The following is a 13,597-nucleotide window of genomic DNA, read 5'->3' on the forward strand; positions in this document are numbered from 1 at the left end:
AATGGCGTTGATGGGGCCCGGATCGTTCCGGGCCGGTCAGGTGCGGCCGTTATGGTCCAGCCGATAGCGATCGAGTGTCACGGCACCGATAATGACGAGACCCTTCACGATGAACTGCCAAATATCCGAGACACCGGAAAGCACAAGCCCATTCGTGAGGATCGCGATAATTAATGCGCCGATCAGTGTGCCCCAGATCGATCCGATGCCACCGGTGAAGCTTGTGCCACCCAAAATGACGGCGGCGATGGCGTCCAATTCGTAGCTCTGCCCAAGCTGCAACCCATTCGCGGCATAGAGGCGTGCGGCGGACATGACGCCGCCGAGCCCGGCAAGGAAACCCGAGGTCGCGTAGACGAAGATGAGGATGACACCGACCTTGATGCCGGTCAGCCGCGCCGCGTCCGGATTGCCGCCGACCGCGTAAATGCGAGTGCCGAGCACGGTTCGCCGCAGGATGAACCAGGACAGCACCACCACAATCAGCGCGATGATGACGAGCCAGGACACGCCGAAAAGCGTGCCATTGCCGATGAAGGCAAAAGGCAGGTTCGCGTTGAAGATCGTGGTGTCGCTGCCCATCAGCCGCGCCATCCCGCGCACCGCCGTCAGCGAACCCAAGGTCACGATGAAGGGCGGCAGGCGAACCAGCGCGATAAGCAGGCCATTGATGAGACCAAACCCCAGGCCGACCGCGAGCCCTGCGACGATGCCCAGCATGCCGAGGCCATGGATCTTGGAGACCAGCAAAGCGCCCATCGCGGAAGCGGCGAGGATCGAGCCGACCGAAAGGTCGATACCGGCGGTGAGGATGACAAAAGTCATGCCGGCCGCGAGAACCGTATTGATCGCGGCCTGCTGCAGGACGATCGAGATATTGGTGAGCGAGGCGAATCGCCCATTCTCGATGGCGAAGCCGATGCAAAGCAGGATCAGGACCGGCAGCATCCCGGCGTACTGGAACATCGCCCGCATGCGCTGCGCATGCGTGACCGTTTCGCGACTTTTTCCCGCGATCGGATCGCCCGCTACTTCAGACATTTCTCGGCCCTCTCATGCTGAAGGATTTATTCTTCGGGGTCATCACGCCGCGTGAGCCGCCGCGAGATCCGTGGCGAGCGCCATCACGGCTTCCTGAGTGATGGGCGCACCGGCATGCGCCTCGACCTCGCCCACCAGATGGCCGTCCCGCATGACGACGACGCGATCGGAGACACCGATGACTTCCGGCAACTCGCTGGAGATCACGACGACCGCCGCGCCGCCGCGTGCCAGATCGTCGATGATACGGTAAATTTCTGATTTGGCGCCGACATCGACGCCGCGCGTCGGCTCATCGAGGATAAGCACCTTCGGCTTGCTTTCGAGCAGGCGCGACAACAGCACTTTCTGCTGATTGCCGCCCGAGAGGCTGCCGACATTAATCTCGGCGTTAGGCGCGCGCACCCCTAGTTTCTGGATGGCCGCCGCCGCCCGGCGGCGCGCGGCCGCAAGGTTGAGCACGCCGCCGGTCAGGGAGTCTTCGCCGATGACGTTGATATTGAGGTTGCCGCTGATGCTCATATCGAGAAACAGCCCGAGCACCTTGCGATCTTCGGTGAGATACACAATCCCCGCGTCGATCGCGTCGCGCGGATTGGAGATGTGCTTCTCCTGACCCTCGATGAAGACCTGACCACGGGTTTTCGGGTCGGCGCCATAGATCAGCCGCGCCAGCTCTGTGCGGCCGGAGCCAACGAGACCGGCGATACCCAGCACCTCCCCTTCCCGCACCACAAAGGAACAGCCGTGGACGCGGCTGACATCGGCCATGTCCCGCACCTCGAAAACGGTTTTGCGGTGCCCTTCCTCCGGCGGCCGATGCTCTTTCTTGTAGAAGGAAGATTCGTCGCGTCCCACCATCATGCGCACCAGCGTCGGGGCATTCAGTTCCGCACGCATGAGCGTCCCGACCATGCCGCCGTCGCGCAATACGCTGACGCGGTCGGAGAGTTCGTAAACCTCGCCCATCCGGTGGCTGATATAGATGATCGCGATCCCCTCGGACCGAAGCTGCCGGATGATCGCGAAAAGCTTGTCCGCCTCGCGGGCCGAAAGGCAGGTCGTCGGCTCGTCCATCACCAGGATATGCGGATGGCCTGCCAGCGCCCGCGCAATCTCGACGAGCTGGCGTTCGGCGATCGACAGGCTGATGACCTTGGCGGAAGGCGAGAACGGCGCCGACAGACGCTCCAGGAAAGGCCGGGCGGCGGCGTTCATGGCGGCGCGGTCGATCATGCCGCCACGGCGCATTTCCTCGCCCAGAAACATATTCTCGGCGACGGTGAGATTCGGGGCGAGCGCCAATTCCTGGTAGATCACCGCAATGCCGGAGCGGCGGCCGGCCTGGGGGCTGCCGATTTGCAAAGGCTTACCGTCGATCCTGATCTCGCCGCCCGGATCGGCATGATAGGCGCCGGAGAGGATTTTCATGAGGGTCGATTTGCCGGCGCCATTCTCCCCCATCAGGGCGTGAATTTCACCAGCGTAGGCCGTGAGGGAAACGTTCGTCAGAGCGCGGACGGAGCCAAAGGTTTTGCTGATTCCACGCATTTCAAGCGCGGTCGACTTCGGTTTGGCGTCAAGCGCTGGCGCGCTTGCGACCGTCTCGTTCGGCTCCATAAACCCTCCCGTTTCCGCGCGGTTTGAGCCGCATCTGCAATTTTAGAGGTTTCGCGCCGGGAACACTCTTGTCAAGCGCTCCCGGCACGGCAGCCCCGCAATAATCCGTCAGGCGAGCGTTGGCATCACGAAGTCCGCCCCGGCGCGGATACCGGCCGGCCAGCGCGAGGTCACCGCCTTGTATTTGGTGAAGAACCGCACGCCCTCCGGCCCGTGCATGTGGTGGTCCCCGAAGAGCGAGCGCTTCCAGCCGCCGAAGCTGTGATAGGCCATCGGCACCGGGATTGGCACGTTGATGCCCACCATGCCGGCCTGGACCTGGTGCATATAGGCGCGGGCAGAATCGCCATCCCGGGTGAAGATGGAGGTGCCGTTGCCGAATTCATGCTCATTGACGAGCTTGATGGCCGAGGTGAAGTCATCGGCGCGCACGACCGCGAGTACCGGACCGAAGATCTCCTCCTTGTAGATCTTCATCTCGGGCGTCACGTCGTCGAACAGCGTGCCGCCGATGAAATTGCCGTTCTCGTAGCCCTGCAGCTTCAGGCCGCGGCCATCCACCACGAGCTTCGCGCCCTCCGCCACACCGGCATCGATATAGCCGGTGACTTTGTCGAGATGCACCTTGGTGACGAGCGGACCCATTTCGGCTGTGCTATCCGTGCCCGGCCCGATTTTCAGGGCGCGCACGCGCGGCGCCATGGTCTCAATCAGCTTGTCGCCAATTCCTCCGACTGCGACGGCCACGGAAATCGCCATGCAGCGCTCGCCCGCCGAGCCATAGGCCGCACCCATCAGCGCATCGACGGTCTTGTCGAGATCGCAATCCGGCATGATGACGGCGTGGTTCTTCGCACCACCCAGCGCCTGCACGCGCTTACCGTTCTTGACGCCGGTGTGGTAGATATATTCCGCGATCGGCGTGGAGCCCACGAAGCTGACCGCCTGGATGCCTTTGTGCTCCAGGATCGCATCCACGACTTCCTTGTCGCCATGGACCACACCTAACACGCCATCCGGCAGCCCCGCCTGCTTGAGCAGATCAGCGAGCAGCAACGAGGCGCTGGGATCGCGCTCCGAGGGTTTAAGGATGAAGCAATTGCCACAAGCAATTGCCATCGGCAGCATCCACAAAGGCACCATCACGGGAAAATTGAATGGCGTGATGCCCGCACAAACGCCGAGCGGCTGGCGCAGCGAGAAAGCGTCGATGTCGCGTCCGGCCTGTTCGGTGAAATCACCCTTCAGCAGCTCCGGAGCGGCGGTCGCATATTCCACCACCTCCATGCCGCGGGTGACTTCGCCCAGCGCATCGGAGAGCACCTTGCCATGCTCATCCGTGATGATGGCGGCAAGCTTCTTCGCGTTCTGCTCGATGAGGTCGCGAAAGCGGAACATCACGCGAGCACGCATGAGCGGGGTCGTCGCGGCCCATTTCGGGAAAGCGGCGGTCGCCGCGCGCACCGCGGCATCGACATCGTCACGCGTGCCGAGAACGACTTCGCGCGCGACCGAACCATCCGCCGGCTGATAGACCTTCGCCCGTCGCGCGGAAGCGCCGGAAGTCAGCTTGCCCCCGATATAGTGCTGAACAGTGTCCACTTTCGACTCCTCGCGCGCGATGCGCTGCTTACCAGGTCAGGAAGGCGTGGTCGGGCGACATCGTGAAGCGCTAGTCGTGTATCGGCCACGCCGTTACTCACTGCGACATTGCGGTGGTGCCGGTGGCACCACCCGAGCGTCTAGCCGACTTCCCGCCATGCCGAGGCACGGCTTGAGGCGTGGATCGCCTCCACCAGCGTTTGAATGCGCAGGCCGGCCCGAAAGTTAAATGGTTCAGGACGGCGGTCGGCAATTGCTTCCAGGTACCCGGCCACCTCGATGGCCTTCAGATCGTTGAAGCCGAGCTGATGACCGGGAGCAACACAGAACAGACCATAGGGAGCGTGGTCAGGGCCGGCCTCGATGCGGCGAAAGCCCTTGCGGCCGCGAGCGTCGTCCGCTGAGAAGAAATGGAGTTCATTGAACCGCTGCTGCGTGAAAGCGAGGGCGCCCTTGGTGCCGAAGACTTCGAAGTCATGCTGCATGGTACGCCCGGTTGCGACCCAGTTACCCTCAACCGAACCAGTGGCGCCGTTCTCGAAACGCAGGAAAGCTCGGCCAATATCATCTACCTCAACGCGGCGGGTGCCGCCTTTGCCATCCGGTCTTTCGCTGACCACCGTCACGCAATCACCCAGGACGCGGGTGATCGGCCCCGCTGCCGGTCCGAGCAGGAACTCAGCCGTGGCCAGTGCATGGCTGCCAAGGTCGGCCAGTGCTCCGCCGCCGGTCGGGTCGTGGCGGAAGGTGAAGGGGCTCAGCGGGTCAGCCATGTAATCTTCCGCGTGAAGACCACGGTAGCCGCGGATTTCACCGAGTTCGCCGGCGGCGATCATCTCTCGCGCCAGGCTGAACATTGGATTGCAAAGATAATTGAACCCAACCTGGGTTTTGACACCCTTGGCCTCTGCCGCTTCCGCCATCTCCCGCGCGTCGCCTGCAATGGGGGCCAAGGGCTTCTCGCAGTAAACATGCTTTCCGGCAGCAATAGCCGCGAGCGTCATCTCTTTGTGGAAGGCATTTGGAGCGGTTATGTTGACGACGTCTATCTCAGGATCTGTGACGAGAGCACGCCAGTCTCCGGTGGAACGCGCAAAGCCCAGCGCGGCAGCGGCTTTCGCGGCAGCCTCTTCGTTGATGTCGGCCAGGCAGGCGAGTTCGGGCTGGAGCGGCAGTTCGAAAACCCGCGACGCCGCAGAGTAGCCGAAGGCATGTGTCTTGCCCATGAAGCCGCTACCGATCAAGCCAATACGCAGCTTGCGCTCCGTCATTTTTTGAAGCCCTTGTTCACGATGAGGGTGGGGTCAAGCCGCCCCGCGAAAAAATCCAGGACGTTCCGCACGGACGCGACGGCCATGCGTTCCGCGGCTTGCGCCGTCAGCCCGGCGACGTGCGGCGTTAGGATTGCCTGATCGAAGGCAAGTATGGGATTGCCTGCAGCAGGCGGTTCGTCGTCGAACACGTCTAGGCCGGCGGCCGCTACGCGACCGTCAGCCAAAGCCGCGGCGAGTGCGGCTTCGTCCACGACGCCTCCCCGGGCCGTATTGACGAGAATGACGCCAGGTTTGACCCGCTGCAATTCCGCATCACCAATGAGCGGCTTGTCTGCCCTGGGCACGTTAATCGATATGAAATCAGCCGACGCAAGTCCGTCCAGCAGACTGTCAACCGCTTCCACCGGTCCTGCGGGCCAGTTACCGCTGTTGGACAGGAATGGGTCGTAGGCGCGGATATCCATTCCGAATCCTGCCGCCATCCGCGCCAGATGCCGTCCGGCCCGTCCGTAACCCAGTATAAGAAGGCGCTTGCCGCTAACCTCTCCTACTTCAAGTTTATTGCGCCAGCCCCATTTGCCATCACGGACCGAACGATCCGCCCTGACAAGAAACTTCGCACACGCAAGGATGAGCGTCATTGCATGTTCAGCGACGGAGATGGAGTTTACGTCGCCGACAATGCAGAGGGGAATCTCGCGCGCATTCAGTGCGTTGAGATCAACTGAATCGTAACCTACGCCATGACGCGAAACAATCTTGAGTCTTGGCGCCCTCTCCACGGTTTCTGCGGACAAGGGCTGCGTACGGATGATCAGCCCATCAGCGGCGCCGATGAAAGGCGCGTAGCTGTCCTCTGAGACCTCTTCGACATAATCATAGGTCACACCAGAGGTGCTGTTCAGCAGGGCGATGCCCGATCGGTGCAAGCTTCCCGCGATCAGGACGTGAGGCATCAGTAACCCCCTCCCGTCACCTTTGCGGCATTTCCTCCTACGAGCGCGCGGAACTTCGAGACACTCGCGGTGGCCGCGGCTGCGAGCAGCCTCGAATCGCCGGACACGGTGGTCATGTTGAACCCCCAGCCGATCGCCCGTGCGGCGTATTCCGCTGTGCCGCAGTGAAGCGCCCCGCGAATGCCGTGCTTTTTGCAGACAGCTATGATTTCTCGCAGTCTTTCGATCATCTCCGGCTCCTCGCGGTCAAAACCCGGGGTGAGACGGCCACTGGACAGGCTCAGCGCGAGGTCCGCCGGGCCGACATAGATGCCGTCGAGACCAGAGGTGGCTGCAATTGCCTCAAGGTTGCTCATGCCTTGTCCGGTCTCGATCATCGCAAACGCCAGGATCTCGCCGTTTGCTTCCGCAGCGTAATTCGCGCCGGCAGAATAGGCCGCCCGGGTTGGTCCGAAACTGCGCTGCCCGAGTGGAGGATAACGCACATAGCTGACAAACTCCGCCGCCTGCTCGGCCGTATTCACCATCGGGCAAATTATCCCGTAGGCGCCCGCATCGAGGATTTTCATGATGACACCGGGCTCCAGCCACGGCACCCGGGCCATTGTCACGACACCCGAGGCCCGCATCGCCTGTAGCATGGGCAACACGCTCGTGTAATCGAGCGCGCCGTGCTGTACGTCGATGCTTACCGAATCGTATCCCTGGGCGGCCATGATTTCGGCGGTGAAGGGGTTACCTATCGAGCACCAGCCGTTGATCGTGGGTTTCCCCTCAGCCCAGAGCTGCTTAAGCCGGTTGGTGATCATATCAGAAGACTACCTGCGCCAACTTTACGTCTAGGTAGTCGCGGATGCCTTCGACCCCTCCCTCCCGGCCCATTCCTGAGAAATTCGTCCCTCCGAAAGGCACTTCTGACGCTGCGAGGGCAAAGGAGTTGATGCCCACCATTCCGGCTTTGAGCTCCGCCACTGTGCGGCGGGCGCGTCCTGGCGAACTTGTAAAGGCGTAGGCGGAAAGTCCCATGTCAGACGAATTGGCGCGCGCGATGGCTTCATCATCGCTCGAGAAACGTGTAATCGCGGCGATTGGACCGAAATTCTCTTCCGCCATCACGCGCATATCGTCTGTCACGTCCGTAATAACGGTGGGCTCGTAGAAGTGGCCGCTGTTGAAGCCGGAAGGGCGGCGCCCCCCGGCAAGCACCTTCGCACCGGCAGCCACGGCCTCGGCTACAATTCCCTCAATTTCGGTCACGCGGCGGGCGTTGATAAGGGGACCCATGGCCACCGCTTCATCCAGGCCATCGCCGAGCTTGATAGCTTTCGCCCGGGTGACAAAACCTTCGACAAATGCGTCATGGAGGCTCTCGTGGACATAGAACCGGTCGGGCGTAACGCACACCTGTCCGGCATTGGCATATTTGGTCGCTGCCGTTGCATTCAAAGCCGTAGTCAAATCTGCGTCGCCGTAGACGATGAGCGGCGCGTTGCCGCCGAGCTCCATCGATACCTTCTTCATTGTGTCAGCGGCATCGCGGACCATTTGCTGTCCAACACGGGTAGAACCGGTGAGCGAGACCTTCCGCACCGCTTTAGACGCCATAATCGGCCCGTAGGTCGTGGCGGTTGGTCCAACGACCAGATTCACCACTCCTGGCGGGAGGTTGCCAGCCAGGCAACAGTCAATCATCACCATTGCGACGCCTGGCGTCTGCGAGGATGGGCGAACAATAACGGAGCACCCCGCGGCTAGAGCGGGCGCGACCTTCCGGGCAACCAGCGCGGCAGGAAAATTCCAGGCGGTGAAGGCTGCTGCAATGCCAATGGGCTCGTGGCTCACCTCGTAGCGGCCGCCCGGAACGCGGCTTTCCACTATCCGGCCATAGATGCGGCGGGCCTCTTCCGCGTACCACCGGAACTGATCGGTGCTCAAAACCCATTCGCGGCTCGCTTGCGCAATCGGCTTGCCTGTCTCACTTGAGATCATCCGCGCCGCTTCGGGGGTGCGGCGCGCCATTTCGTCGGCGATGGCGTGGAGGGCGTCAGCGCGCGTGAAGGCAGGAGTGGCACGCCAGCGAGCTAGCCCCTCTTCAGCGGCGGCCAGCGCCGCCTCAGTATCTGCGACACCCGCTTGCGGCACATCTCCCAGAGGAGTTTCCGAGACAGGGCTCATCACCGGCACCGTTTCGCCGTCTGTTGCCTGCCGCCAAGCACCGCCGATGAACAATCCGAACTTTGTATACATCACGCAACCTCCGTTACTTCAACGACACGGCGCTCGGCGATCGACTTGATCGCCGCCTCAGCTAGCACGAGCGCCAGGCGTCCATCCTCGAAACCGACAACTGCCGGCTGCCCCGTTTCCACCGCTTGCGCGAAAGCGGTAATCTCAGCTTCGAAAGCTTCCGTGTAGCGCTCAATAAAGAAGTCGAGCAGAGGCGCGGCCGTTTCCGTAAAGCCGCGGCCTGAAAGTGTCATGTGATGCGGCCGCCGATTCTCTGAAACGGCAAGGCCCTTGCTGCCGAAGGCTTCCACACGCTGGTCGTATCCGTACGCCGCTTCGCGCGAGTTGATAATGATGGCTTGCTTGCCAGATGCAGTGGTCATCGCAACTGTTACCGTGTCGTAGTCTCCGAGACCTTCCATCAGCGCAGGTGACACGAGACGCGAACCGGTAGCGAAAACATCCACCGGTTCCTCTCCCAAAATGAAGCGCGCCATGTCGAAATCATGGATCGTCATGTCCCGCAGGATGCCGCCGGAAACCTTCAGATAACCCTCGGGTGCGAGCCCCGGATCGCGCGAGGTGACAATGACTTGGTGAAGTTCGCCGATATCGCCAGTGCGGACGGCATCGTGCACAGCTTTATGTCCCGGGTCGAAGCGCCGGACAAAACCGATCTGGATTGGGAGTGGCGTTCCGCGAATAACCGCCGCGCACTGGTTTACACGCGCCAGGCTGAGGTCGATGGGCTTTTCACAGAGTACGGGCTTGCCTGCCGCGACGGCATGTTCCAGAAGATCGGCGTGGGTATCAGTTGCCGTAGCAATCAGAACGGCATCCACCTCGGGGGACGCGAAAATGGCAGCCGCGGACTCCATTACCGGAGCTCCAGTTAAAGCGGCGACAGTTTCTGCCGTGGAACGGTTAATATCGTATATTGCCGCAAGCCGCGCACGCGGGTGTGTCGCGATATTGATCGCATGCATAGCGCCGATGCGCCCGCACCCAAGCAGCGCGATTCTGATCATTAGGACGCCCCCCGTTTTTCGTTCAGCAATTAATGTTGCATTACGCCGGGGTTGTCAATATTAAATGCACCAGCGTATGGTGGTCACAACCCGTCTAAAGGGAGGAAACAAAATGACACAGGCGACAATCCGCCTCACGATGGCTCAGGCTGTCGTGGAATGGCTGGCGCAGCAATTCACAGAGGTCGACGGCACCAGAGTGCCTCTCTTCCCGGGCGTCTTCGGGATTTTTGGCCACGGCAACGTAAGTTGCCTCTCGGAGGCGCTGGAGGCGGTCAAGGATAGGCTGCCGACCTGGCGTGGACAGAACGAGCAGTCGATGGCCCTTGCCGCTACTGCCTTCACCAAAGGCAAGCGGCGGCGCCAGATCATGGTCGCCGCCTCGTCCATCGGTCCCGGCGCTTTAAACATGGTGACGGCGGCGGGCACCGCCCACGCGAACCGGCTGCCTCTTCTTTTGCTCGCGGGCGACACATTCACCACTCGCATCCCCGATCCGGTTTTGCAGCAGGTCGAGAACTTCGGCGACCCGACCATGACGGTTAATGATGCATTCAAGCCGGTCACACGCTACTGGGACCGGATCAGCCACCCCGCGCAAATTCTCTCTTCGCTACCGCAGGCTGTGGCAGCGATGCTTGATCCGGCCGATTGCGGACCAGCCTTTATTTCACTGCCGCAGGACACTCAGGAAATCGCCTTCAACTATCCGAAGGCCTTCTTCGAACCGCAGCTATGGAGCATTCCGCGTCCACGGCCGGACCGGCGGAAGCTTGCGGAAGCTGTGGAACTTCTGAAGACGGCGAAGAAGCCACTGATAATCGCGGGCGGCGGCGTGCGTTATTCGCTGGCGGAGGACGCGGTCGCTGCTTTTGCGGTAAAGCATGGCATCCCGATTGTCGAAACCATCGCGGGCAAAGGGTGCTTAACGCATTATCACGAGGCCCACGCTGGGCCTATCGGTATCGTCGGATCCACATCGGCGAATACTTTGGCAGGCGAAGCCGACGTCATCCTCGCGGTGGGCACCCGGCTGCAGGACTTCACGACTGGGTCCTGGACGGTCTTCAGTCAGACGGCGCGGTTCATATCCATCAATACCGCCCGCTTCGATGCGATTAAGCATCGTGCAGTCGCTGTCGTAGGGGATGCGCTGGAAACCGTAGCCGAGCTCACGCAAGCTCTTGGTGACTGGAAGGTGAAGCCCGACTATATGACCCGGGCTCAGGCCTTGTTCAAGGAGTGGGACGAGCTTCTGGCCAAGCTCCAGGCGCCCAGCAATGCCCCGGTTCCAACCTATGCCCAGGTCGTCCACGTCGTAAACCAGGCAGCAGGAGACGTTGACACAATCATCACCGCCGCCGGCGGTCTTCCTGGGGAAGTCTCGAAAGGCTGGCGCGTGAAGTCGCCGAATACCTTCGATCTCGAATGGGGCTTTTCCTGCATGGGCTACGAGATTGCCGCGGGCTGGGGTCACGCCATGGCCAATAGCGGCCCCGGCGGGCTTGGGGGCACGCCGATCGTGATGGTTGGCGACGGCTCCTATATGATGATGAACTCCGACATCTACTCGACGGTGCTGACAGGCCACAAGATGATCGTCGTGGTCTGCGACAACGGCGGTTTCGCGGTAATCAATCGCCTGCAGCAGGCCAAGGGCGTGCCAGGGTTTAACAATCTGCTCGTCGATAGCCGCGTGAAGAATCCCGGTGCACCCCTGCATGTCGACTTCATCAAGCATGCGGAATCGATGGGTGCGGCGACACGCCATTGCGACAGTCTTGCCGAGCTGGCTCCAGCCCTTGAATGGGCCAAGGCCAATGACCGGACTACTGTGCTGTCCATCACGACAGACGCCTTCGCGTGGACACCAGGTGACGCAGATTGGGACGTTGGCGTGCCTGAAGTTTCCACGCGGGAGTCCGTGCAAGCCGCCCGGAAACACCAGGAGGAAATCCGCACGAAGCAACGCGTTGGGGTCTAACGGTCATGAAAGCAAAGCTAGGTATCGCGCCCATCGCCTGGTGGAATGACGACCTCGCGGAACTGTCGGACGACGTCAGCCTGGATGAATGTCTCCGGCAAACGAGAGAAGCGGGCTTCACCGGTTCCGAAACCGGGCGCCGCTTTCCGATGGATATGAATGAGCTGGGGCCAATTCTGAAACGCCACGGCATCTCGGTGTGTGGAGGATGGTTCTCTGGCCTACTGCTCGATGGGGACATCGAGCAGGAGAAGGACCGGATCCGTGCCCAATTGGACTTTTTCGTTGCGGCCGGCGCGCCCTGCATCGTTTACGGCGAAACGGCGCGCTCAATTCAGGGTATCCGTTCCGCGCCGCTCGCGACCAAGCCCAAGCTCTCCGAAGAGGAGATCCGGATTTACGGGCACAAAATGACGGCTTTCGCCGAGTGGTGTGCGGAGCAGGGCATGCCCATTTCCTACCATCACCATATGGCCGCCGCTATCGAAACCGAGGCCGAGCTTGACCTGCTCATGAAGCACTCCGGTCGGGGTCTGCCACTGCTCTTCGATGCCGGTCATATGGCGTTCGCTGGTGGCGATGTGATGCGCGTAATCGATAAACACCACGCCCGTATCAGTCATGTCCACACGAAGGATGTGCGAGGAGCGGTGATCGATAGCATCGACCGGGCCAAGGAGAGCTTTCTCGACGCAGTGGTGAAGGGAGCTTTCACAGTTCCCGGTGACGGTTCGCTAGATTTTGAATCGATCATCGGAAAACTTGCTTCCTACGGCTACCAAGGCTGGTTCGTCGTGGAGGCAGAGCAGGACCCAAAGAAGAATCCGCCACTCGCGATGGCAAAAAAGGGGCATGCCGAGCTTCTGCGGATTATGGCGCTGACAGGATACGAGGTCGGTCCATGAACCGGATGGACAAAAAGGTCTGCGTGGTGACGGGCGCGACCCAAGGTTTGGGAGCAGCAATCGGCCGGAGGCTCGCGGCAGCCGGCGCCGCAGGGATAGCCGTGACAGGCCGCAACGAGCAGCGGGGCAACACTCTCGCGAAGGGGCTGTCGGAGGAATTCGGCGTGCCAATAGTTTTTATTCGCGCTGACCTCGGCTCCGTCGACGATTGCCGCCGAGTTATCACTGAAACTGATCGGCGCTTCGGCCGCCTGGATGTTCTGGTCAATTCAGGTGCTTCCACTGAACGAGGAACGATCCTCGACACGGATCCCGCCTTATTCGATCGCATCTTCGCAACCAACGTCCGCGGTCCGTACTTCCTGATGCAGGGAGCGATCAAGCTCATGATCCGTGATGGGATCGAGGGCGCCATCTGTAATATCGGTTCGATTTCGGCTCTTTCCGGCCAGCCATTTATTAATGCCTACTGCGCCTCGAAAGGGGCGCTCACGACCTTAACTGCTAATACAGCCTTCTCGGTAGCCGGAAACCGCATACGCATAAATCAGCTCAACGTTGGCTGGATGGCGTCGGATCAGGAACAGAAGAATCAGGCTGCGGATGATCCCGACTGGTTGGAGAAGGCGGCAAAGCAGCTTCCCTTTGGCCGGCTTGTCGATCCAGCGGAGGCCGCTCGCGCCGTGAACTTCCTCGTCTCGGACGACGCAGGGCTGATGACCGGTTCCATCGTGAATTTCGATCAGTCCGTCTGGGGTGCGGCGGCAAGTGGGATGCCCGCTCCAGAAGGCCCGATGAAGTTGCCCGTCTGACCATCATTGCGCCACACGGCCCACCGATTGCGAAACCCGACGCAGATTGCCTACGTTGCTGCAGTCAGGGTCGGCGAGCGGTGTAAGCGGCCGCTCGTCCGGTTGGCTGTCGCGCTCCAAACTCCGGCCACCAAGGCGCGCCAAAGTCC

The 13,597-nt window shown here is 61.3% G+C and carries 11 protein-coding genes; 3 read left to right on the forward strand and 8 right to left on the reverse strand.

Annotated elements, in window-relative coordinates:
- Window positions 1–36: 36 nt before the first annotated feature.
- From GSQ92_RS04000 to iolG, 8 genes are all read right to left on the reverse strand, one after another.
- The gene (locus tag GSQ92_RS04000; RefSeq protein ID WP_158802146.1) at window positions 37–1,041 is read right to left on the reverse strand and encodes an ABC transporter permease subunit; all 1,005 of its coding nucleotides are present in this window, start codon (window positions 1,039–1,041) and stop codon (window positions 37–39) included.
- Window positions 1,042–1,083: 42 nt separating this feature from the next.
- Window positions 1,084–2,661: a sugar ABC transporter ATP-binding protein gene (locus GSQ92_RS04005; RefSeq protein ID WP_158802147.1), complete on the reverse strand. Its 1,578-nt coding sequence runs from the start codon at window positions 2,659–2,661 to the stop codon at window positions 1,084–1,086.
- Between the two features lie 108 nt (window positions 2,662–2,769).
- The gene (locus GSQ92_RS04010) at window positions 2,770–4,263 is read right to left on the reverse strand and encodes a CoA-acylating methylmalonate-semialdehyde dehydrogenase (protein ID WP_159013060.1); all 1,494 of its coding nucleotides are present in this window, start codon (window positions 4,261–4,263) and stop codon (window positions 2,770–2,772) included.
- Between the two features lie 140 nt (window positions 4,264–4,403).
- Window positions 4,404–5,534 (reverse strand): Gfo/Idh/MocA family protein, encoded by a 1,131-nt coding sequence (locus GSQ92_RS04015; RefSeq protein WP_159013061.1) that lies wholly within the window; start codon window positions 5,532–5,534, stop codon window positions 4,404–4,406.
- Window positions 5,531–6,493, reverse strand: a complete 963-nt coding sequence (locus GSQ92_RS04020; RefSeq protein ID WP_159013062.1) for a hydroxyacid dehydrogenase — start codon at window positions 6,491–6,493, stop codon at window positions 5,531–5,533. The genes GSQ92_RS04015 and GSQ92_RS04020 overlap by 4 nt, the downstream gene beginning before the upstream one ends.
- Window positions 6,493–7,302 carry an HpcH/HpaI aldolase/citrate lyase family protein gene (locus GSQ92_RS04025; RefSeq protein WP_159013063.1) on the reverse strand — a complete coding sequence of 270 codons (810 nt, stop codon included), beginning with the start codon at window positions 7,300–7,302 and terminating at the stop codon, window positions 6,493–6,495. The genes GSQ92_RS04020 and GSQ92_RS04025 overlap by 1 nt, the downstream gene beginning before the upstream one ends.
- Before the next feature lies 1 nt (window position 7,303).
- Complete coding sequence (locus GSQ92_RS04030; protein WP_159013064.1) at window positions 7,304–8,740, reverse strand: NAD-dependent succinate-semialdehyde dehydrogenase; 1,437 nt, start codon at window positions 8,738–8,740, stop codon at window positions 7,304–7,306.
- Window positions 8,740–9,747, reverse strand: coding sequence for an inositol 2-dehydrogenase (gene iolG / locus GSQ92_RS04035; RefSeq protein ID WP_158804316.1), 1,008 nt, complete (start codon window positions 9,745–9,747; stop codon window positions 8,740–8,742). Before iolG ends, GSQ92_RS04030 begins: the two co-directional genes overlap by 1 nt.
- 112 nt (window positions 9,748–9,859) lie before the next feature.
- On the opposite strand from iolG, the gene iolD reads away from it, so the two are divergent.
- The 3 genes from iolD to GSQ92_RS04050 are packed head-to-tail and all read left to right on the forward strand — an operon-like array spanning window position 9,860 to window position 13,448.
- Window positions 9,860–11,731: a 3D-(3,5/4)-trihydroxycyclohexane-1,2-dione acylhydrolase (decyclizing) gene (gene iolD, locus GSQ92_RS04040; protein WP_158804315.1), complete on the forward strand. Its 1,872-nt coding sequence runs from the start codon at window positions 9,860–9,862 to the stop codon at window positions 11,729–11,731.
- Between the two features lie 5 nt (window positions 11,732–11,736).
- A complete protein-coding gene (iolE, locus tag GSQ92_RS04045; RefSeq protein WP_159013065.1) occupies window positions 11,737–12,636 on the forward strand; it encodes a myo-inosose-2 dehydratase in 900 nt (299 codons plus the stop codon).
- 5 nt (window positions 12,637–12,641) lie between these two features.
- On the forward strand, window positions 12,642–13,448 hold the full coding sequence (locus GSQ92_RS04050) for an SDR family oxidoreductase (RefSeq protein ID WP_254066561.1): 807 nt from the start codon (window positions 12,642–12,644) through the stop codon (window positions 13,446–13,448).
- The last annotated feature ends 149 nt before the right edge of the window (window positions 13,449–13,597 follow it).

Source organism: Acidisoma sp. S159 (genome assembly GCF_009766125.1).
Classification (GTDB): Bacteria; Pseudomonadota; Alphaproteobacteria; order Acetobacterales; family Acetobacteraceae; genus Acidisoma.